This window comes from Acidihalobacter sp. (assembly GCF_037381185.1).
Taxonomy (GTDB): Bacteria; Pseudomonadota; Gammaproteobacteria; order DSM-5130; family Acidihalobacteraceae; genus Acidihalobacter_A.
In genome coordinates this window covers 52,892-73,252 of record NZ_JARRQY010000028.1, presented here as the reverse complement: position 1 = coordinate 73,252, position 20,361 = coordinate 52,892, and the positions used below count along the sequence as shown (strand labels likewise).

Here is a 20,361-nt window from a genome sequence, read left to right as displayed (position 1 = left end):
CCCCCGCAAGTTTTATCGAGTCTGCGCAAGGCGCCGCGGTCGTGGCGGCAGGTTTCAACGGGCAGTCGTGCAGCGCTGCTGCATCGGTGGCCGGGCAATTGATATAATCCCGCGATGAACGCGAAGGTCTATATCCAAACCCAGGGCTGCCAGATGAACGAGTACGATTCCAGCAAGATGCTGGACGTGCTGCATGCGGCCGAGGGTAGTACTGCGGCGGCTTCTCCAGGCGAGGCCGATATTCTGCTGGTCAATACCTGCTCCATCCGCGAGAAGGCGCAGGAGAAGGTGTTTTCCCTGCTCGGCACCTGGCGCGAGTTCAAGGATCGGAATCCGAACCTGATCATCGGTGTCGGTGGCTGTGTGGCCAGCCAGGAGGGCGAGGCGCTGCGCGAGCGGGCGCCGTTCGTGGACATCGTGTTCGGCCCCCAGACCTTGCATCGGCTGCCGGAGATGGTTGCCGAGGTGCGTCGGGCGCGGGCGCCTGTGGTGGATATCTCCTTCCCCGAGATCGAGAAGTTCGACCGCCTGCCCGAGCCGCGCGCCGAGGGGCCGAGCGCGTTCGTGTCGATCATGGAGGGCTGCAGCAAGTACTGCACGTTCTGCGTGGTGCCGTACACGCGCGGCGAGGAGGTCAGCCGTCCCTTCGACGACGTGCTGGCCGAGGTCGCCCAGCTCGCCGAGCAGGGCGTGCGCGAGGTCAATCTGCTGGGGCAGAACGTCAACGCCTACCGCGGGCACATGCACGATGGCGAGATCGCCGACCTGGCCTTGCTCATCAACTATATTTCCGCCGTCGACGGTATCGGCCGGATCCGTTACACGACCTCGCATCCGGTGGAATTCTCCGATTCTCTGATCCAGGCCTACGCCGAGGTGCCGCAGCTGGTCAGTCATCTGCATCTGCCGGTGCAGAGCGGCTCGGACCGCATTCTGGCGGCGATGAAGCGCAAGCACACGGCGCTGGAGTACAAGGCCAAGATCCGCAAGCTGCGCGAGGCGCGCCCGGGCATCTGCCTGTCCTCGGACTTCATCGTCGGCTTTCCCGGCGAGACCGACGCCGATTTCGAGGCGACCATGCAGCTGATCGAGGACGTCGGCTTCGATCTGTCCTTCAGCTTTATCTACAGCCCGCGCCCCGGCACGCCGGCGGCTTCGCTGCCGGACGACGTGCCGATGGCGGTCAAGAAGGAGCGCCTGGCGCGGCTGCAGGCCCGAATCAACGAGATGGCCGCGGCGATCAGCGCCGGCATGGTCGGCACGCGTCAGCAGGTGCTGGTCGTCGGGCCTTCGCGCAAGGATCCGAACCAGCTTGCCGGGCGCACGGAGAACAACCGCGTGGTGAATTTCGACGGCTCTCCGTCGCTGATCGGCGAGTTCGCCGAGGTGCGTATCACCGAGGCGCTGCCCAATTCGCTGCGCGGCGAGCTGCTGGAGCCGGTGCGGCAGGCGCAATGACGGCCTTGGAACATCCTGCGGCGAAAAGCCTCACCCTGAAGCCCGCCAGCGCCGAGCGCCTGGCCAATCTGTGCGGACAGTTCGACGAGCACCTGCGCCAGATCGAGCGGCGCCTGGGCGTGGAGATCAATAACCGCGGCGGGCATTTCAACCTGATCGGCCAGGACGAGTCCGCGTTGGAAGCGGCCAGTTCGGTGCTGCAGGGGCTCTACCGGGCCGCAGGCGAGCAGGACATCACGCCCGCGCAGGTTCATCTGTTCATTCAGGAAACCGGGGCCGAGGCGCTGTCCGAGCCGGATGTGAACGAACTGCAGACGGTCGAGCTGCGCACGCGGAGGGGCGTCATCCGTGGTCGTGGTCCGCGGCAGATGCGCTATCTGCATCAGATCCAGACCCATGATCTCGCCTTCGGTATCGGCCCGGCTGGCACCGGCAAGACCTATCTGGCCGTGGCCAGCGCGGTCGACGCGCTGGAGCGCGAGGCCGTGCGCCGGCTGGTATTGGTGCGCCCGGCGGTGGAGGCGGGCGAGCGCCTTGGTTTTCTGCCCGGAGATCTGACGCAGAAGGTCGATCCCTACCTGCGGCCGATCTACGACGCGCTGTACGAGATGCTTGGCTTCGAGCGGGTGGGCAAGCTGCTCGAGCGCAATGTCATCGAAGTCGCGCCTCTGGCTTACATGCGCGGGCGTACGCTGAACGATGCGTTCGTGATCCTGGACGAGGCGCAGAACACCACAGTGGAACAGATGAAGATGTTCCTCACGCGCATCGGCTTCGGTTCCACCGCGGTGGTGACCGGAGACGTGAGCCAGATCGACCTGCCGCGCAACGTGACCTCCGGCCTGCGTCAGGTGATCGAGGTGCTGCGCGATGTCGACGGTGTGAGCTTCACCTTCTTCAACGCCTCGGACGTGGTGCGGCATCCCCTGGTGCAGCGCATCGTGCGCGCCTACGAATCCTTCGACGAGGGCGGCGAGTCCCGATGATCGAGGTGCAGCGCGAGACCCGGGGCGCGACGCCGGACGATGCGGCGCTGGAGCGCTGGGTGGCGGCCGCGCTGTCCGACGCACAGCGCGAGGTCGTGCTGCGTTTCGTCGATGCGCAGGAGTCGCGGATGCTGAACCGGGACTACCGCGGCAAGGACCGGCCGACCAACGTGCTGTCGTTCACAATCGAGCCGCCTCCGGGCCTGGATGATCCGCATTTGGGCGATCTGGTGATCTGCACCGAGGTGGTCGAGCGCGAAGCGCGAGAGCAGAGTAAGACGTCCGAGGCGCACTATGCGCACATGGTGGTGCATGGCTTGCTGCATCTGCAGGGCTATGATCACGAGGAAGTCGAAGAGGCGCAGCGCATGGAATCGCTTGAAATCGAAATTCTGTGCCGGTTAGGCTATGACAACCCTTATGACTAAGGGATTGGAGAGGTGAGCCGTAGGCAGCGCCGGCGAAACTGGCCGGAACAGGTTGTTTGCCGCTGACCGCTCCACATTGGCTGGGCGATTTTGAATAGGCCCTAGGAACTAAATGGAAGACCGACCGAGTACGCGCTCCAGTCAGCTGAACTGGCTGGAGCGCATGAGTAGAGCCCTGTCGGGCGAACCCCAGGACCGCGAGGAACTCGTCGAACTCCTGCGCCAAGCACATGAACGCGATTTACTGGACGTCGACGCGCTTGCGATGATCGAGGGCGTGTTCGAGGTGGCGGACATGCGCGTGCGCGACATCATGATTCCGCGCGCACAGATGGAAGTCATCGGCCGCGAGGACAGTTTCGACGCCATTCTCGATTTCGTGCTTTCCACCGGGCATTCGCGCTATCCGGTGGTGGGCGACAATCGCGACGAGGTGATCGGCGTGCTGCTGGCCAAGGATCTGCTGCGCTACTGCCGCAATGGGCAGGAGGCGCCCTTCGAACTGCAGGACATGCTGCGCGCGCCGGTATTCGTGCCCGAGAGCAAGCGGCTCAACGTCTTGCTCAAGGACTTTCGCCGCACCCGCAATCATATGGCCATCGTGGCAAACGAGTACGGCGGCGTCGCCGGCCTGGTGACCATCGAGGACGTGCTCGAACAGATCGTTGGCGACATCGACGACGAACATGACGAAGAAGACGACGAGAGCCAGATCCTGCTGCACGAGGATGGCCACTACACGGTCAAGGCGCTGACGCCGATCGAGGATTTCAACGAATACTTCGGCGCACAGTACAGCGACGAGGAGTTCGATACCATTGGCGGGTTGCTCATCAATCGGATCGGGCGCGTGCCCAAGCGCGGCGAGTCCGTGGATCTGGACCGGTTCCGTTTTCATGTGCTCAGGGCCGACACGCGGCGCGTCCATTTGCTCGAATTGAGAGTGGACGAAACGTCGCCGCAGGATGAAGGCGAAGCCTGATACGTGTTGCTTTGCCGGTGACGCCCAACCGGTGCTCGAAATATACGGGTACGGACTGTAAGCTGCGCCATTCGCGGAGACAGCGCGTCGCCGTCACCTTCCTCGGGTTCTCGCGATAAAAGGTTAGCATGGCCCAAGCCGAACGTAGTGAGTCGTTTTACCGCAAGGCGGTGCATTTTTCCTTTGCCCAGTGTCTGACACAGCATCGTTTGCGTGCGGACGTGCTTTCGTTCGTGAGCGGGGCGCTGACCGTTGCCGCATTCGCTCCTTATGGTGTCGCGCCGCTGGCCGTGCTGGGGCCGGGACTGCTGTTCCTCGCCTGGGTGGCGGCGAGTTCCGGGCGGCGGGCCTTTGCTCGCGGTTATCTCTACGGGTTGGGGCTGTTCGGCTTTGGCGTTTCCTGGATCTATAACAGTCTGAGCCTGTTCGGCCAGGCGATTGCGCCTTATGCAGCGCTGTTGACGGCCTTGTTCGTCATGTTGCTGGCCTTGCTGCCGGCCTTGATGGGCTGGATCGCCTGGCACATGCGTCCGCTGCCACGCGACGCGCGCTTGTTGCTGGCCTGGCCGGCGCTATGGGTGTTGTTCGAGTGGCTGCGCAGCACGCTGTTCACCGGTTTTCCGTGGTTGTTGTTAGGCGACTCGCAAGTCGGTTTCGCGCCGGGTGGCCTGGCACCGCTGGCGGGGACCCTTGGCGTGAGCTGGCTGCTGGCGCTGCTCGGTGGTTTGCTGACCTTGGCGCTGTCGGAGCCGCGGCTGACGCGCCGTTTGGCCGCGCTGCTACTTATCCCGGTGATCTGGGCCGGCGTCGGCAGTCTGCGCGCCATTCATTGGACGCAGCCGGATGGTGCGCCGCTGCGCGTATCGCTGATCCAGGGCAACGTCGCCCAGCGGCTGAAATTCAATCCGCAGTCACTGAATGAAATCCTGCGGCGTTACCGCGACATGACCCGGGCTCACTGGGACAGCCGCTTGATCGTCTGGCCGGAGACGGCGGTTCCGCAACTCTATCGCGCGGTGGCGCCGAACTATCTCGATCCGCTGGCGGCCGAAGCGAAGCAGCACGGCGACGACATCGTACTGGGTGTGTTCCGACAGCGTGCGGACAAGTTCTACAACGCCGTGGTCAGCATCGGTACCACGCCGCCCGAGTTCTATCTGAAACATCATCTGGTGCCTTTCGGCGAGTATCTGCCGCTGCAGGGGCTGCTCGGCTGGCTGTACCGGGGCTTCAACGTGCCCATGTCGAATCTGAGCCCTGGCCATGGCGGTCATCTCATCCATGCCGCAGGCATACCGATCGGCGTGTCCGTCTGCTACGAGGTCGCCTACGGAGCCGAGGTCATTCGCGCCCTGCCGCAGGCCAAGCTGTTGATCAACGTGAGCAACGACGCGTGGTTCGGCGATTCCCTGGAGCCGGCGCAGCAGTTGCAGATGGCGCGCATGCGCGCGCTCGAGACGGGCCGCTATATGCTGGCGTCGACGAATTCTGGGCTGTCCGGAGTCGTGGCCCCCGACGGCCGCATCCTGGCCTTGGGCGACCGTAACAAGACGGTTGCGGTGAGCGCTGACGTGCAAGCAATGAGCGGTGCGACGCCCTATGTTCGATGGGGCAACAGCCCCGTCGTCGGGCTGGCGCTGCTGGTGTTTCTGGGCGCTGGCTTGTTTGCCTTCGGCCGTCAATCAAGCAAGAGGAAAGGAGAGTCAGTATGACGTCGCTCGTACCCGTGGTGCTTTCGGGCGGATCCGGCACCCGTCTTTGGCCGCTGTCGCGGCATGCATACCCGAAACAGTTCATTCCGCTGTTCGATGAGCTGAGTCTGTTTCAGGCGACCATACAACGCCTGGACGGACTGGATGGCGTGGCCGGGCCCTGCGTGGTGAGCAACGACGAGCAGCGCTTCATGATGGCCGAGCAGTTGCTCGAACTGGGCCTGCATGGACGCATCATTCTCGAACCCGTCGGGCGCAATACCGCGCCAGCGATCGCGGCGGCGGCGCTGGATGTGGCGGCGACGGATCCTCAATCGGTGATGCTGGTGCTGCCGGCGGATCATCTGATCGCGGATGTCGCGGCGTTCCACCAGGCGGTCCAGGCCGGTCTTGAGACCGCTCGTGCCGGGCGCATGGTTACCTTCGGCGTGGTGCCGAACCGGCCCGAAACCGGTTACGGTTACATAGAGGCCGGTGAGCCGCTGGGAGCGGCGGCTGCGCGCGAGGTGGTGCGTTTCGTCGAAAAGCCCGATCTCGAGACCGCCGAGGTTTATCTGGCGGGTGGCCGCCATTTATGGAACAGCGGTATGTTCCTGTTCACCGCGGCGAGTTATCTGGAAGCTATGGAGAAATACGCGCCCGCCATGCTTGAGGCGGTGCGTCAGGCCTATTCGCAGGCGCGGGAGGACCTCGATTTCCTGCGTTTGGATGCGGACGCTTTCGCCGCCTGTCCGGCCGATTCCATCGACTACGCGGTCATGGAGCGGGCCGAGGGCGAGGTGGCTGTGATACCGCTGGATGCCGGGTGGAGCGATGTCGGTTCCTGGCATGCGCTGTGGGAGGCCGGCGAGCACGACGATGCTGGCAACCGTCTGGAGGGCGACGTGATCGCCGTCGACTGCCGCGATACCTATGTCCATGCCGGTAACCGGCTGGTCGCAGCCCTGGGCCTGGATGACGTAGTGGTGGCGGAAACTGCCGACGCGGTACTGGTGGCCGCGCGAGATCGCGTACAGGACGTCAAGACGGTGGTCGAGCAGCTCAAGCGCGAGAAGCGCACGGAGTGGCAGGTTCATCGCGAGGTGTTTCGGCCCTGGGGCAGCTACGAGGGTATTTCGCTGGGCGAGCGCTTCCAGGTCAAGCGCATCATGGTGAAGCCGGGGCAGAGTCTGTCGCTGCAGAAACACTTTCACCGTGCCGAGCACTGGGTGGTGGTGCAGGGCACGGCGCGCGTGACGCGCGGCGACGATGTTTTCACTTTGAGCGAGAACGAGTCGACTTTCATTCCCCTGGGCGTGGTGCACCGGTTGGAGAATCCGGGGCGGATTCCGCTGGAGATCATCGAGGTGCAGTCGGGGGCTTATCTGGGGGAGGACGATATCGTGCGGCTTGATGATGTTTATGGGCGGTGAGGAGCTACCTACGCAAGCTCGTGGAGACGAGTAGCCGCTGGTTGAACGGCGATAGCCCTTCGATGAACGTCGTCGGCGCAGCAGCAGGTCGTCCACGTGGCCGCTGATTCAGCAACGGCCTTGGTCTATCGGCGGGCGTCGATTTTTTGATCTATCGGTGCCTGCGGCTTCAACCAGCTGCAAATCCACCGTCAACGTTCAGGCAAACCCCATGAATCATCGATGCCTCGTCGCTTAGAAGAAACGCGATGGTTGCTGCAACTTCGTGGCTTTCTGCGAATCGCCCGAGCGGGATGCGCTCGCGCATGCGCGCTGCTTTCGTCGGTTCGGACCAAGCGGTATCGGCCATCGGGGTTCTTGTTACCACGGGGTTGACGCTATTGACGCGGATACCGTGAGGCCCAAGTTCGACTGCCATGACCCGCGTCAATGCGTCCAAGGCGGCCTTCGAGGCGCAGTAGGCGGCGTGTTCCGGAGTGCCGGCCGAACTCGCAAGGCTGGATACATTGACGATCGCGCCGGAGTGTCCGGTTTTTATCCACTCGGCGGCGAGTGTCTGAGCAAGTCGCATTGGTGCGATTGTGTTCACCCGCATCGTATGTTCGAAGTTCTCGCAGGAAGTCGTCAGGAACGACGAAATTTCCACAATGCCAGCACAGTTCACCAGCAGGTCGATCGGCATCCGCCGCGCAACGGTCGCTGCCGCCGCTTCGGTATTGGACAGATCGGCAACCACCACCTCGCAGCCGATTTCTACTTGCAGCAACTCCAGTGCTGAAGCATTGCGTCCTAGTGCGATGACATGAGCGCCCTGGCTGCTAAGGGCTTGTGCCGTTGCGCGACCAATGCCCTGCGTCGCCCCGGTCACCAATACGCGTCGGTCCGCAAAGCGCATGCTGCGCCCCCTATTCCAGGTTGGTGTGATTGTCGCGCATGAATTCCTCGGACACCGCAAGTGTCTTTTGCAGACGAGAAACCAGATATTCGGAAAGCAGGAACAACGCTCCCTCGTATGTGCTGCCCATGGGAAGTATCGCTGCGCTGTCGGTTGTGTCGTCCATCGTTCGCGCGGGTAGCACGACGCTGACATCGGCTCTGCTGCGTAGCTGCGATTCGAGGTTCGCGGTGAGCAGGACGATGCGTGCCTCGTTCGCTTCGGCGACGTTTACGAGGGCTTCCACAGTCGCGAAATAACCCGGCCCGGCGCTGACGACGAGGCAATCCTCGCTGCCTAGCGCCGGTGTCGTCATGTCGCCGACCGGGTGGGCATCGAGGCCAAGGTGATGGAGACGCATGGTCAAGGCGCGCATCATGAGTCCTTCCCGCCCAACCCCGTAGAGAGCGATTTTTCGTGAGGAGCAGAGCGTCTCCAGCATTGCAGTGATCTCTTTGGTGTCGACGATTTCATCGAAGGGCGCCGATATCTCTTCACAAGCCCGTTGGATCCACGTCGAGAGTGCTTTGTCTGCTGCGCTCATGGTTGTTGCTCCTCCCCTGTATGGCGTATCGTCGTCAAATCATCATGCATTGCGCGTGCTTCGATGAGGGCGTCGGCCGTTGTCCGTTACAGGACGGCGCGCAAAGCCGGGTAGATGCGTGTGAACTGTTTGTAGAGTCGCGCGTAATCCGACGCCAAAACCCGGTCTGGGGTCTCGAATGCTTCGACAGGAGCGACCATGGCCTTGACAGCCGTTCCCACGCTTTCGTGAACACCGGCGCCAACGGATGCAAGTACCGCTGCGCCAAAGGCCGCGCCGCCCTGGTTCGGCTGCAGAGCAGTCGGCTTGTCGAGTGCGGCGCTGATGATGCCTCTCCATAGCGGATTGCTTACGCCGCCTCCGACCAGAATCAGCTTCTCGATGCGGGTATCCTGTTGCTCGATACGCTCAAGCGAGTCGCGCAGCGCGAACGCCACACCTTCCAGCACTGCGCGCAGCATATGGCTTCTGGTGTGCCGGAAGCTCAGGCCAAGCCAGGCGGCGCGGGCGTTGGGATCCATATGCGGCGTTCTCTCGCCCGATAGATAGGGCAGAAAGAACACGCCTTCGGCACCGGCGGGCACTGTAGCCGCTTCGGAGACGAGCAAGTCGTAGTGGTCGCCGTTCAGCCGCCTGGCCACTTCCGCTTCTTCGGACGCGAACTCGCGTGCGAACCATTTCAGACTGCCGCCAGCCGCGAGCGATACGCCCATGAGGCAATAGGATCCGGGCACTGCATGGCCAAAGCAGTGTAGTTCGCCCTTGGGGTCCGGCATCGCCTTCTTCGTGTGGGCGAAGACGACTCCGGATGTCCCAACGGATACCAGTGCGGTGTTTTCTTCGACGATGCCTGAGCCGACCGCCGCGGCGGCGTTGTCTCCTGCTCCCGCTACAATCGGCGTGCCTTCGACTAAGCCGGTACTGCCGGCACCTTCGACCGAGACTCGAGCGCAGATTTCCGCGCTTTCATACACTCTCGGCATCCACTTCCGTGGAATCTGGAGTTCCCGCAGAATGTCGTCCGACCAGTTACGCCGTTCGATGTCCAGGAGCATCGTTCCCGCCGCATCGGAGACATCGGTGGCGAACGTCGAACTGAGTCGGTAGCGGATATAGTCCTTGGGCAGCAGGATCTGGCTGATCTGTTGGTAGTGGTGCGGTTCATGCTCTCGCAGCCAGAGAATTTTCGGTGCCTGGAAGCCGGTAAGCGCTGGGTTGCCGGTTATCGTGCGGAGCTGCTCGGAACCGATACGGCGTTCGATCTCAGCGCTTTGCGTTTCGGTGCGCTGGTCGTTCCAGAGCAAGGCTGGACGAATGACTTCGCCGCAAGCGTCCAGGAATACCGCTCCGTGCATCTGTCCCGTGAGGCCGACAGCCGCGGGAGCGGTCGGTGCCTGATGGCAGAGTTCCTGCAGTATTTCGCGCGAGGCTTCCCACCACAGCGATGGATCTTGCTCCGTCCAGCCTGGTTTCGGGGTGTCCAGCGGGTAGTCTCTGCTGGCAGCGGCCAGGACGTTGCCTTCGGTGTCGACGAGTAAGCCCTTCGTGCTGCTCGTGCCGACATCGAGGCCGATGAAATAGTGCCGGGATGCATTGCTGTTCATGTGCAGTACTCCTTCGCGATACAGGATGCGGGTCGGCCAGGAAATGTCACAGGCCCATTGTTTCGGGACCGCCTTTAACGGAGTGCTCAGCCGCGTTCGGTGCGCCAGCGGCCCACGGTAGCCGCTGAGGCCACGAGATCGGTTCGATGTTTGCCGCTATTCCGCGTTTTGCGCCTTATTGCCGAACCCCAACTTCGTCTAGATGGTTAAGCAGATCGGCCGGATCCTCGTATACTCGGTAAGCACCGGCTTCCTTGAGTTCATCCGGACTGTAACCTCCTGAAAGCAGGCCGATGCCCAGTGCGCGGGCACGCTGGGCCGCGAGTATGTCCCAGACGCTGTCGCCGACGACCATCGTCGACTCGATTGCCACTCCTAGGCGCTGAGCCGCGGTGATGAACAGGTCCGGATCCGGTTTGGCGTTTTTGACTTGGTCCCGAGTGACGATGGGCACATCTGCCAAGTCGATGCCGATCAGGTTTAGCGCGGAACGTGCCGTTTCCATGCGTCCGCTGGTCGCGATCGCCCACGGAACCCCTTTGTCCCTCAGTGCGCTGACTAGGGCACGGGCTCCGGGGAGCGGTCTTACTTCGCCGGCGTGCCGTCGGTAGACTTCCGTGTGCCTTTGCTGCAGCCGTTCCATCCGCTCTGAAGTGAACTCGAGCCCGGTCTCCCGCAGCAACATCTGAGTGAACAGGCCACCGCTCATGCCGATCTTGCGATGAATGCGCCATATCGACAACTCTATCTGCTCGGCGCTGAGAGCCTCGTGCCACGCGAGGACATGCTGGTAGACGCTGTCGACCAGGGTTCCATCGAGATCGAACAGAAAAGCGACTTTCGAATCGGGCATGGCGGGCGCTTCCTCTTGTTTGTCTGGAGTGCGGCGCCGCGCTTGCGGGCCTATGGACGCGATATATATTTTGCCGGCGCCGATGCCTGCCCGGTCAATACCGTCGACATGGCCTGCTGCGTGGCGAGGAGACAGGTATCGGCCATGTCGGGGCATTGCGAGAGGCTCCCGCCGGTATACGAAACAAGGCGTGCACGCAATCCGGAGTGGGGCGCTTCTACATATCGAAACTGCTCGGCACGATGACTACGTCGCGAATCGTGACGTTGCGGGGACGAGTCAGCATGAACATGACGGTATCGGAGATTTCGGTCGGTTCAATGAGACTTCCCGCCTCCTTTAGTTTCCTGAGATTTTCCTCAGGCCAATCGGACAGCAGCGCGCTGTTTACGGGGCCCGGAGAGACTTCTCCGATACGAATGCCGTGTTTGAATACCTGTCTGCGCGTGGTTTGCACGAAACACCTTATCGCCCATTTCGACGAGGCATAGACCGGTTCCCAGGCTACGGGGTAATGTCCGGCGACGGAGCCTGTAACGATGATGTCGCCGGTGCCGCGTTCAATCATGTGGGGCAGTACGTCGTGAACGTTTTTCATGACTACGTTGACGTTCAGATTGAGCATCTTGTCGATGCTGTCGGAGTCGGCCTCGATCAAGTCACCGCCGATATAGGTTCCGGCGTTCGCATGGAAGATATCCACATGGCCGGTCCGTTCTAGGATGTTGGGAATCAACGCGGAGCAGCTATTCGTATCCAGCAAGTCTGCGGCCAGAGGGACGGCGTTCCCCCCGAGTTCACTGGACAATGCTTCGAGGCCTGCCTCGTCACGGTCCACGAGCACGACTCGCGCGCCCGCTGCCGACATGGCGTGCGCACTCGCGCGACCAATACCCGAGGCCGCGCCGGTAATGACCGCGATTTTTCCTGCTAGTGCCTGTGTCATATCAACTCTCCTGATTTTCAACGAAAAAACACTCGGCCGCTTTTGCGCCGAGTCCGGTGGCTCATTTGAAAACTTCGGTGCGAGCCCAAAAAGCATGTTGGTGGCCGTTCATTCAGGCGATCGATATCGGCTGTTGTCGACTAAGCCGTGGCTGGTCGCAGGGCTACCGAAATATCGTTTCTGAGCAGTCGCAAAATCAGTTCCAATTGGCGTTGAGCAATGTGGGGGCTGCGCCTATTTGACGGCTCCGAGGGTGAGTCCTCGCGCGATATGCTTATGGGCGACGATGCCGCCGAGAATGACCGGTGCGCAGATCATCGATGCACTGGCCATCACCTTGGTCCACGGCACGATGTATCCACCGAGATATGACAAGGCGATGGTGGAAGCCGTCCGTGCGCTTTGGCCCGGCATGAGGATGAAGGCGTACAAAAGGTTGTTCCATGCGAATATGCCGGCCAGGATTGCCGAAACGGCTATGCCGGGTTTGACCAGCGGTAAGCAGATGCGCAGGAAGATGCCGAAGCGGCTGAGGCCGTCCAATTGAGCGGCTTCTTCCAGGGCGATCGGGACCGAGCGGAATTGATCGACCAGAAGCCACACCATCAAGGGCACTACAAAGATCTGATAGATCAGAATCAGAATGACCGGATTGTTGATCAAATGCAGTTTGGAGGCCGTCAGATAGAAGGGGATGAGGACTACGACGGGTACTAGCATCCAGTTCGTGACATACCAGAACCAAATTTCCTTGCGCCCCTTGAACTGGTAGCGCGCGATTCCGTACGCGGCCGGTGCCGATACCAAGAGTCCGAGAACGACGGCGCCTCCGGTAACGATGAATGAGTTCAACAGCGCCCTAAGCATGCCGGATTGCTCGATGGCATCGATGTAGCCCTTTAAGGTCGGCTGCCACAGCCATACCGGTGGGATGCTGAATATCTGGTCATCGGTTTTTAGGGAAGCGGTGACCATCCAGTACAGCGGGAAGAGAATAATCAGCAGCATGAGCAAGAGTGCCAGGGCATGCAGTGTTCTTTTGATGTAATCCGAGGCCATTTTTGTCTCCAGTCGCGAAACCGTTGTCATCAGCGTGAGAGAATGCGGTTGATCCTGTTCTTGATTTTCAGACTTCGCGATAGAACAACTTGATATAAATGCGCGCGAGGACGATGGATAGAACCAGCATCAAAAGGGATTCCGCCGATGCGACGCCGATATCGAACCCTCGAAATGCGATGCGCTGGATGTGAATCATGGCAACTTCCGTGGCCGAACCAGGTCCGCCTTTTTCGATCGAGTAGATCATTCCGAATTCTTTGAGAATGAAGGCGGTCTGGAAAACGAGGGCCGCGGTAATGCCTGGCCACATAAAAGGCAGCATGACGCTCTTGAAACGAGGCCACCAACGTTCCGTCTCCAGCATTACGGCTTCTTCGATATCCGTGGGCACGGTGGCAAGACTCGCCGACAGCACGAGTGCGACGAACGGTGTCCACTCCCAGATTTGGACGATGCAGACCGTGACGAAGGCGCTGGTGTACCCGCCGAGCCAATCGTAGGGGCCCAAGCCTATCTGGCCCAGCAAGTAGTTGATGATTCCCAATTGCTGGTTGAACATCACTTGAGTGAGCAGCCCGATCACCGCTGGAGTGATCGCGATGGGTATCACCAGGCAGATTTGCAGCAACCGTTTCAACCGCTGGTTGTACTGCGCGTCCAGAGCGAGCGCGATACCCAGACCTAGGATCATCTCGATCGGCAATGTACATGTCAGCAGGAAGAGGGTTCGCAGCGTGGATTCCCTGAACGAGGTCGAAGTGAACGCGACGATGTAGTTGTGGATGCCATTGAACGTCGGTATGCCCATGCCCATCACCCAATGGTGGAGGGACATGTAGGCGGTATAGACGATGGGGTAGAGGCCGATGAGCAGCAATAAGACCAGTGACGGTCCAATGAAGAACCAAGGTTCTAGAACTTCCCTGATCGGACGTTTTTCCTGGGTGTCCTGAATCTCAACTTTCATTCATGAAGTCTCCACCAATGCCGTCGATTACCCGGCGTATCCTCACGCATTTCCAGGTCTTGCCCCGAAGGGCTGACTCAATGTGTTTGAGCGGCTCGCGATGATAAGAGCCCCCGATGCCGAGATGGCATCGGGGACAGGCGCCGTCTTTGGAGGAAGCGTTATTTGTAACGTGCCATGTACTTTTCGGGCGCGTTCGTGCGCGACCAGCAGTTCGCGGTCTGCATGTAGCTCGAGAGCTTCTCGGCCATCTTGTCCAGACCCGCCTTGATCGGTACGCGGCCAAGTTCGATGCGTGTTCCCCAGTTGGACACGATGTTCGAGAAACGCGGATAGCAGCCCAGTTGTGGACGCCAGTCCGGCACGCTCGCATGCTCCCAGGTGTAGACCATCGGCTTGAGATAGGGGTACTTGGCTTGAATCTGCGCATCGGTATCGGCCGCCTTGCGGGCGACGACCGCTCCGGCATTGATCAGCGGCTTGGCCATCTGTTGCGAAGTGAGCCACTGCACGAACAGCCATGCGGCATTTTGCCGCTTCTTCGGTACCTCGGAGCTGACCATGTAGGCGAAGCCGCCAAAAGCTGCGTACGCACCGTGAGGGCCTTTGGGTTCCGGGGCGATTCCGAGTTCGTCGCCGATCGCCGATTGCTTTAGCGTTGAGTAAAACGCCGACCACTCGGTAATCATCGCAACCCGCTTCTGGATCAGCATCTGGACCACTTGACCATGGTTGTCGGAGACAATGCCGGATGGCATGTATTTCAGCAGGCTGTGGCGGAATTCGATTCCCTTGACGGACTGCGGGTCATTGACCAGAACCTTGTGCGTCGCGGTGTCGATGAAACGACCGCCCCAGGGCCAGAGAAAACGGGCGAAGCCGTCCGCCGTCTGGGTCTCTCCCAGAGCTGACTGCAAGGCATACCCATACACGCCTTTGTCCTTGTCGGTGAGTTTGGCGGCATCCGAGCGCAGTTCCTCCCAGGTCTTCGGCGGGTGTTGGATACCCGCTTTCCTGAACATGGATTTGTTGTAGTACAGGAGCCCGGCGTAGGAATCGAAGGGCAGGCCATAGAGCTTGTCGTGCACGGTAAAGCTCGCCAGCCAGATTGGGAAAAAGCCTTTGAGATTGATGTTGGGATCGCGCAATTTCGGGTCGTCTAGGAAGTGCTTGATCGGTACGACCCAACCCCCGTCGACGAAGGTGACTGGCCATACGACATCGCTGAGCACGACGTCATACTGCTGGGAATTGGAGACGAAGTTGAGCATTTCCGCTTTGAGAGTGCTCTCGTACGGGTAAATGGCCCATTTGACGTGAATGCCTGTTTCCTTCTCGAAAATAGGCGTCAGCTTTTGTGCGGCACGATAGCTCGGGCGCTCTAAGCCGACAACGGTGATGGTCTCTCCCTTGTAGGGCTCAGCCGCCTGTTTCAGGTTCCACGCGTATGCGTTGTGCGCCCCCGCGATCAGCAGAGCAGCGCCCAGGACTTGCCATCGTTTCTTCATTACGGTTCTCCTCAAACTGTCACTTGTCGTGTTTTTTAAGTGTCTTGCGTTAGATCGCCCATGCTTCGAAGCATGGGTGTGTGCGCTGACTCCAGTGACTAGGAACGAGCGCAATATGTTGGTGGCTTGAGTAATCCCCCTTGTGTTGTCGTCGGTAAAGACCAAGCGCGGTTTTTTCGTTAAGTCTCATCGTGAATGTTCGAGTGCTCGGGAGCGCTAAATCGTGAACATTAGTTCAAGCTATGCTACATATGTTCTTAGACATTTAGTTCAAGCCTTCATGGATGTCAACGCCGCTCGCCACTGTGGTGGTCGGCTTTTTTCTGAAAAATACGAATAAATTCAATAGGTAATATGAGGAGAGAGGTCGATGGCGCAAGTCCGGCTCAATCACATTGCGAAACAGTTCGATGGGCAGAGTGTGCTCGCGGACATCAATATCGACATTCGAGATGGCGAGTTCATGGTTTTTGTGGGCCCGTCAGGCTGTGGCAAGAGCACCTTGTTGCGCACCATCGCCGGGCTGGAGCGTGCGACTTCCGGTCAGGTTTTAATCGGTTCGGACGAGGTGACCCACGCCCCTCCCGCCAGGCGCGGCGTCGCAATGGTGTTTCAGTCATATGCCCTGTACCCGCATATGACCGTGTTCGACAACATTGCTTTCGGTCTCAAACTGGCGAAGAAACCTCGCGAAGAGGTTGAACGTGCGGTGCATGCGGCGGCCGAGCTGCTTCAGATCGAACACCTTCTTGGCCGCAAGCCTGCAGCACTGTCGGGAGGACAGCGTCAGCGTGTGGCCATTGGCCGTTCGATTGTCCGTGAACCCAGGGTATTCTTGTTCGACGAACCGCTGTCGAATCTCGATGCGGCGTTGAGGGTCCAGATGCGGGTTGAGCTAATCAAGCTGCATCGCCGCCTGGGTACCACGGTGGTCTACGTCACGCATGACCAGGTCGAGGCGATGACCATGGCGGATAGAATCGCCGTGCTCAATCAGGGCCGACTGGAGCAGCTTGGAACTCCGCTTGAGTTGTATCGCCGACCGAACAATATGTTCGTCGCCGGCTTTATCGGCTCGCCCAAGATGAACTTCCTGGACGTCTCGGTGGCCGCCGTCGATGAAAGTGGTGTTACGGTGAGATTGCCGGGCGAGGTTTCGCTCAAGATGCCGGTTGCCGGTGAAAACCTCGCTCCTGGCGACGAACTCAAATTTGGCGTGCGTCCCGAGCATGTCGGCCTGAAAGCCGCCGTGGAAGGGCAGGTGGATGCAACAGTGTCGGGAGAGGTCGTCGTGGTTGAGCACCTGGGCGGGGAAATTCTCGTGCATCTTCAGATCGCGGGCGAGTCAACCGTTGAATTGAAGAGTCCTGGGACGCATGACGAAATCTCCTGTGGGGATCGTTTGGACATCGTTCTCAACGCCGACCTCTGCCATTTGTTCAACCTTGAAGGGCAAGCGCTGACACGCACGTGCGGATAAGTCATGGGGTGGTTGCGTCGCACTGCCGGGCTGTATCTTTGAGACTTTAAGGCCTTCGATCCAGGAGGATTCGGTCAATCAAAGGTGGTGGAACGATACGAAAATGCGGTGCATAGGTAGTGGTCGCGTGACGATGGTCGTTCGGTAATAGCGCCGGTTTTCGACTCCGCTGGTTTCGAACCTCTTGAGATGAGGATAGTGATCCCGATGGGTGTCGCCTGCGCGCGCCAACACGTCGGATTCGGTGTCCTAGCTACAGTTAGGTAATGCGCTGACTGCTATGAATGATGGATTTTCAAAGGAAACATGATGGACGAGTCCGATCTGAGTTTTGATTTGACCGATGAAGAGGAACAGCTTCAAGCGCGTGTGGCCTGGTACTACTACTTCGGCGATTTGACACAGCAGCAGATTGCGACGCGTATGCGCACCAGTCGTGTGCGTATCAATCGCCTGCTGTCTGCCAGCAGGCACTCTGGAATCGTTCAAATTCGAATCAACAGCAAATTATCGGAATGTGTTTCTCTGGAGCAGGAAATCGAGCGGCGCTATGGGCTTGCGAAGGCGATCGTGGTGCCGGTACTTGCAGACGATATCGATGTCAGCAATGCGGTTGGTGCGGGCGCAGGCGCGTTTTTGAATACGCAGTTTGCGGACGGTCAGACCGTGGCCATCGGGTGGGGGCGAACGATGGCGCATACCCTGCGGGCCATTAATGGGGCCAACTATAGAAAGATGAATCTTGTTTCCATGCAGGGCGGATTGTCGTATTGCCCCTCGATCAACACATTTCAGATCGTGTCCGAGTTCGCCAACCGACTCGGTGCCAGCTGCCACTATTTTGCGGCACCGATATACGCGTCAAGTGGGGCGATCAGGGATGCATTTCTCGAGCAGGAAACCATCCACGAGACGTGCCTTCGGGCCCGTAAAGCCGATCTTGCCTTGGCCGCTCTCGGGGATATGACTCAGTCGCTGGTCGTTTCCTACGGGATCGGTCGCAAGCAGGACATAGAGGGCTTGCGTCGGGCGGGTGCAGTCGGCGACGTGTTGGGGCAGTTTGTCGATGCTTATGGCCAGCTCGTGGATCACGAGTTGAATCGTCGGGTCGTTGCGGTTGGTCTGGATGACCTGCGCGCGATACCGAACGTGGTGGTTGCGGCGGGCGGCAAACACAAGTTCAAAATCATCCGGGCGGTGCTGCGTGGTCGTTACGCCAATATGCTGGTGACCGATGAGATGAACGCTCGGCGCTTGGCATATGACGAGGAGGACTGAGTATGAGTTGCGAAGAGCGGGCTGATCAAGCGGTGCGCAACCGTCTGGGCATTCATGCTCTGGTGTGGACGGGAGGCTGGAATGCACAGCAGTGTCGGAAAGCGGTGATGCGTACCGCCGAGTGCGGATACGATTTGATTGAAATACCGTTATTGAACCCCGCCTCGGTGGATGTGGCGATGACCCGACGTGTTCTCGATGAGGCTGGGTTGAGCGCAACGTGTTCGTTGGGCCTCGGCGCGGATACGGATATTTCCAGTGAGAACCCGGAGGTCGCGGCTCGTGGCGAGCGTTTGCTGAACGAGGCCTTGTCGGTGGCGCGAGATGTCGGTGCAGGCTATCTCGGCGGGGTGATTTTCGGCGCGTTGCACAAGTACTCCCAGCCTATTTCGGTCAGAGGGCGGAATAACGCACTTGAGGTCCTTCGGCGACTCGCGGATAGAGCCAGGGCATCGGATATGGTCCTGGGTCTCGAGGTCGTGAATCGCTATGAGTCGAATATGTTGAACACCGCGGAACAGGCGCTCGAGTTTCTAGATGATCTTGGGGAGACTGGCGTGGGGGTGCACCTCGATACCTATCATATGAATATCGAGGAGGCAGATTTCATCGAGCCGGTACGTCTGTGTGGCGAGCGCTTGTGCTACGTACACGTTGGTGAAAGTCATCGCGGATACCTCGGCGCGGGAACAGTGGACTTCGAAGGATTTTTCGGGGCACTTCGCGAGATTGGCTACTCGGGCACGATTACGTTCGAGAGTTTTTCCTCGGCAGTTGTCGATCCGGTACTGTCCAATACGCTGGCAATCTGGCGGGATCCCTGGCGAGACAGCGTAGATTTGGCGCAGCAGGCTCGTGCCTTTGTCCTTGATCGCCTGCGCATTCCGGCTTCCGTATAGGCGGCGGCTGTCTTACAGTATCTTTCTCGTGTCAGGGACCCATGTGCAGGGACCCATGTGCCGGGTATGAACTTGCAGCTCATTTAGGACTGTGGGCAATTCCTGATTCGGCGGCTTTCCTGCCAAGCCGCATGCCGCTGACATATGTGCGGTTATTGAGCGGAGTTCTGTCTTAGTCGCCGGAATTCGGTGTTGTGGCAACTGGGGCAGGGGGGAATACGCCCCGCGTTGGTGAAGCGCAGTTGCTCGGTGCACTTTGTGCACTCGAGCACACCGGGGGCGGTCATCTCGCCGGTATGCCAGGTCGCGGGTTGACCGGCATTGCGCGCGAACTCGGCCAGCTGCACGCTGGTCTGATCGGCGACCGAGAACAACAGGTCGCGGATCGACGCCTCGATCAGCTCCGAGTCCATGTGGAACCAGGCGCGCAGGTCGCCGTCGGGGTCGCGCAGATAGTCGCCCAGGTCCTGTAGGTCGCGCTTGACGTATTGCGCCAGCAGGTCGGCTTCGTTGCGGGTCAGCTCTCCCAGCTCATGTGCGGTTTCTCGCGCCTCGTCGACGGCGTTGTCGAGCCGTTCGCCGCTTTTCTGCATGATTTCGCGCGCACGCTCGATCATGCGGTTGTAGGCCTGATGCAGATGGGGCGGGGTTTCGTCCTTGCTCATGGTCGGTCCTCAGGATATTCAATGGGCTCATTCTAGCAGTGTGATGCATCGGCGCGGCGCACGAAATGCGCCGCGCGTTATATCGTGCGCGGGCGTTGAAGGAGTAGACTTCGTGCCGTGTCCCAAGTGGTTGAATCAGGGAGGTTTGCGATGCTTAGAGTTCGAGCAGGTGTGGTTGCCGTCACTTTGGTCGGCGTGCTGGCACTGTTGGGTGGCTGTGCGACGGAGAACTACGACGCGCAGACTTATCGCACAGGGTTGAGCGCCCAGCGGGTCGAACTCGGCACCATCATCGCTATCCGCAATGTGGCACTGCAGCCGGACAATGCCGGTGGGGCAGCCGGTACGATCGCAGGCGGTATCCTGGGCTCGCAACTCGGCGGGGATTCGGATTCCTTCGTGTTGCATGGACTCGGCGCTCTTGGCGGAGCGGTGATCGGCGGCATGCTTGGACAGTCGGCCGGCAATAAGATGACGGGCAGCGTCGGGGAGTTGATCACCGTGCGCCTGGACAGCGGCCGCATGGTGGCGGTCACGCAGAAGGCGGGGCAGGGCCTAAGGGTCGGACAGAAGGTGCAGGTGCTCTACGGCCGCAACGGAGAGACCCGGGTGTTCCCGTTCTAGGCGCGATTGCGGGCGTGCG

Annotated in this window: 19 protein-coding genes; 10 read left to right on the top strand and 9 right to left on the bottom strand. The window is 60.1% G+C overall.

Going from position 1 to position 20,361, the window contains the following annotated elements:
• The first annotated feature begins 114 nt into the window (after positions 1–114).
• From miaB to P8014_RS10925, 6 genes are all read left to right on the top strand, one after another.
• Complete coding sequence (gene miaB, locus P8014_RS10950; protein WP_337817360.1) at positions 115–1,458, top strand: tRNA (N6-isopentenyl adenosine(37)-C2)-methylthiotransferase MiaB; 1,344 nt, start codon at positions 115–117, stop codon at positions 1,456–1,458.
• Positions 1,455–2,444, top strand: a complete 990-nt coding sequence (locus tag P8014_RS10945) for a PhoH family protein (protein ID WP_337817359.1) — start codon at positions 1,455–1,457, stop codon at positions 2,442–2,444. Before miaB ends, P8014_RS10945 begins: the two co-directional genes overlap by 4 nt.
• Positions 2,441–2,872, top strand: coding sequence for an rRNA maturation RNase YbeY (gene ybeY, locus P8014_RS10940; RefSeq protein WP_337817358.1), 432 nt, complete (start codon positions 2,441–2,443; stop codon positions 2,870–2,872). The genes P8014_RS10945 and ybeY overlap by 4 nt, the downstream gene beginning before the upstream one ends.
• A gap of 112 nt (positions 2,873–2,984) precedes the next feature.
• Positions 2,985–3,854, top strand: coding sequence for a transporter associated domain-containing protein (locus tag P8014_RS10935; protein ID WP_337817357.1), 870 nt, complete (start codon positions 2,985–2,987; stop codon positions 3,852–3,854).
• A 128-nt stretch (positions 3,855–3,982) separates the two neighbouring features.
• Complete coding sequence (gene lnt, locus P8014_RS10930; RefSeq protein WP_337817356.1) at positions 3,983–5,566, top strand: apolipoprotein N-acyltransferase; 1,584 nt, start codon at positions 3,983–3,985, stop codon at positions 5,564–5,566.
• On the top strand, positions 5,563–6,978 hold the full coding sequence (locus P8014_RS10925; RefSeq protein WP_337817355.1) for a mannose-1-phosphate guanylyltransferase/mannose-6-phosphate isomerase: 1,416 nt from the start codon (positions 5,563–5,565) through the stop codon (positions 6,976–6,978). The genes lnt and P8014_RS10925 overlap by 4 nt, the downstream gene beginning before the upstream one ends.
• Before the next feature lie 169 nt (positions 6,979–7,147).
• On the opposite strand, the gene P8014_RS10920 is transcribed toward P8014_RS10925, so the two are convergent.
• The 8 genes from P8014_RS10920 to P8014_RS10885 all read right to left on the bottom strand — a co-directional run bounded on the left by P8014_RS10920 (position 7,148) and on the right by P8014_RS10885 (position 15,396).
• Entirely contained in the window at positions 7,148–7,873 is a 726-nt protein-coding gene (locus P8014_RS10920; protein WP_337817354.1) for an SDR family oxidoreductase, read from the bottom strand.
• A gap of 10 nt (positions 7,874–7,883) precedes the next feature.
• Positions 7,884–8,456: a hypothetical protein gene (locus tag P8014_RS10915; protein WP_337817353.1), complete on the bottom strand. Its 573-nt coding sequence runs from the start codon at positions 8,454–8,456 to the stop codon at positions 7,884–7,886.
• Between the two features lie 86 nt (positions 8,457–8,542).
• Positions 8,543–10,060 carry a xylulokinase gene (gene xylB, locus P8014_RS10910; protein ID WP_337817352.1) on the bottom strand — a complete coding sequence of 506 codons (1,518 nt, stop codon included), beginning with the start codon at positions 10,058–10,060 and terminating at the stop codon, positions 8,543–8,545.
• Between the two features lie 175 nt (positions 10,061–10,235).
• On the bottom strand, positions 10,236–10,913 hold the full coding sequence (locus P8014_RS10905; protein ID WP_337817351.1) for an HAD family hydrolase: 678 nt from the start codon (positions 10,911–10,913) through the stop codon (positions 10,236–10,238).
• A 217-nt stretch (positions 10,914–11,130) separates the two neighbouring features.
• On the bottom strand, positions 11,131–11,859 hold the full coding sequence (locus P8014_RS10900; protein WP_337817350.1) for an SDR family oxidoreductase: 729 nt from the start codon (positions 11,857–11,859) through the stop codon (positions 11,131–11,133).
• 234 nt (positions 11,860–12,093) lie between these two features.
• Positions 12,094–12,918: a carbohydrate ABC transporter permease gene (locus P8014_RS10895; RefSeq protein WP_337817349.1), complete on the bottom strand. Its 825-nt coding sequence runs from the start codon at positions 12,916–12,918 to the stop codon at positions 12,094–12,096.
• A 67-nt stretch (positions 12,919–12,985) separates the two neighbouring features.
• Entirely contained in the window at positions 12,986–13,888 is a 903-nt protein-coding gene (locus P8014_RS10890) for a sugar ABC transporter permease (RefSeq protein WP_337817348.1), read from the bottom strand.
• Positions 13,889–14,049: 161 nt separating this feature from the next.
• Entirely contained in the window at positions 14,050–15,396 is a 1,347-nt protein-coding gene (locus P8014_RS10885) for a sugar ABC transporter substrate-binding protein (RefSeq protein WP_337817347.1), read from the bottom strand.
• A gap of 370 nt (positions 15,397–15,766) precedes the next feature.
• On the opposite strand from P8014_RS10885, the gene ugpC reads away from it, so the two are divergent.
• From ugpC to P8014_RS10870, 3 genes are all read left to right on the top strand, one after another.
• Complete coding sequence (gene ugpC / locus P8014_RS10880) at positions 15,767–16,876, top strand: sn-glycerol-3-phosphate ABC transporter ATP-binding protein UgpC (protein ID WP_337817346.1); 1,110 nt, start codon at positions 15,767–15,769, stop codon at positions 16,874–16,876.
• A gap of 306 nt (positions 16,877–17,182) precedes the next feature.
• Positions 17,183–18,154: a sugar-binding transcriptional regulator gene (locus P8014_RS10875; RefSeq protein WP_337817345.1), complete on the top strand. Its 972-nt coding sequence runs from the start codon at positions 17,183–17,185 to the stop codon at positions 18,152–18,154.
• A gap of 2 nt (positions 18,155–18,156) precedes the next feature.
• Positions 18,157–19,053: a sugar phosphate isomerase/epimerase family protein gene (locus P8014_RS10870; protein WP_337817344.1), complete on the top strand. Its 897-nt coding sequence runs from the start codon at positions 18,157–18,159 to the stop codon at positions 19,051–19,053.
• A gap of 152 nt (positions 19,054–19,205) precedes the next feature.
• Here the strand turns inward: P8014_RS10870 and P8014_RS10865 are convergent, their stop codons facing one another.
• Positions 19,206–19,718 (bottom strand): zinc ribbon-containing protein, encoded by a 513-nt coding sequence (locus tag P8014_RS10865; RefSeq protein ID WP_337817343.1) that lies wholly within the window; start codon positions 19,716–19,718, stop codon positions 19,206–19,208.
• A gap of 150 nt (positions 19,719–19,868) precedes the next feature.
• Here P8014_RS10865 and P8014_RS10860 point away from each other — a divergent pair, with 150 nt between their 5' ends.
• The gene (locus P8014_RS10860) at positions 19,869–20,342 is read left to right on the top strand and encodes a hypothetical protein (protein WP_337817342.1); all 474 of its coding nucleotides are present in this window, start codon (positions 19,869–19,871) and stop codon (positions 20,340–20,342) included.
• Positions 20,343–20,361 lie beyond the last annotated feature (19 nt).

Bases quoted from the DNA above. Each gene is read 5' to 3' on its own strand.
- miaB (WP_337817360.1), top strand. From the start codon at position 115: ATGAACGCGAAGGTCTATATCCAAACCCAGGGCTGCCAGATGAACGAG.
- P8014_RS10945 (WP_337817359.1), top strand. From the start codon at position 1,455: ATGACGGCCTTGGAACATCCTGCGGCGAAAAGCCTCACCCTGAAGCCC.
- ybeY (WP_337817358.1), top strand. From the start codon at position 2,441: ATGATCGAGGTGCAGCGCGAGACCCGGGGCGCGACGCCGGACGATGCG.
- P8014_RS10935 (WP_337817357.1), top strand. From the start codon at position 2,985: ATGGAAGACCGACCGAGTACGCGCTCCAGTCAGCTGAACTGGCTGGAG.
- lnt (WP_337817356.1), top strand. From the start codon at position 3,983: ATGGCCCAAGCCGAACGTAGTGAGTCGTTTTACCGCAAGGCGGTGCAT.
- P8014_RS10925 (WP_337817355.1), top strand. From the start codon at position 5,563: ATGACGTCGCTCGTACCCGTGGTGCTTTCGGGCGGATCCGGCACCCGT.
- P8014_RS10920 (WP_337817354.1), bottom strand. From the start codon at position 7,873: ATGCGCTTTGCGGACCGACGCGTATTGGTGACCGGGGCGACGCAGGGC.
- P8014_RS10915 (WP_337817353.1), bottom strand. From the start codon at position 8,456: ATGAGCGCAGCAGACAAAGCACTCTCGACGTGGATCCAACGGGCTTGT.
- xylB (WP_337817352.1), bottom strand. From the start codon at position 10,060: ATGAACAGCAATGCATCCCGGCACTATTTCATCGGCCTCGATGTCGGC.
- P8014_RS10905 (WP_337817351.1), bottom strand. From the start codon at position 10,913: ATGCCCGATTCGAAAGTCGCTTTTCTGTTCGATCTCGATGGAACCCTG.
- P8014_RS10900 (WP_337817350.1), bottom strand. From the start codon at position 11,859: ATGACACAGGCACTAGCAGGAAAAATCGCGGTCATTACCGGCGCGGCC.
- P8014_RS10895 (WP_337817349.1), bottom strand. From the start codon at position 12,918: ATGGCCTCGGATTACATCAAAAGAACACTGCATGCCCTGGCACTCTTG.
- P8014_RS10890 (WP_337817348.1), bottom strand. From the start codon at position 13,888: ATGAAAGTTGAGATTCAGGACACCCAGGAAAAACGTCCGATCAGGGAA.
- P8014_RS10885 (WP_337817347.1), bottom strand. From the start codon at position 15,396: ATGAAGAAACGATGGCAAGTCCTGGGCGCTGCTCTGCTGATCGCGGGG.
- ugpC (WP_337817346.1), top strand. From the start codon at position 15,767: ATGGCGCAAGTCCGGCTCAATCACATTGCGAAACAGTTCGATGGGCAG.
- P8014_RS10875 (WP_337817345.1), top strand. From the start codon at position 17,183: ATGATGGACGAGTCCGATCTGAGTTTTGATTTGACCGATGAAGAGGAA.
- P8014_RS10870 (WP_337817344.1), top strand. From the start codon at position 18,157: ATGAGTTGCGAAGAGCGGGCTGATCAAGCGGTGCGCAACCGTCTGGGC.
- P8014_RS10865 (WP_337817343.1), bottom strand. From the start codon at position 19,718: ATGAGCAAGGACGAAACCCCGCCCCATCTGCATCAGGCCTACAACCGC.
- P8014_RS10860 (WP_337817342.1), top strand. From the start codon at position 19,869: ATGCTTAGAGTTCGAGCAGGTGTGGTTGCCGTCACTTTGGTCGGCGTG.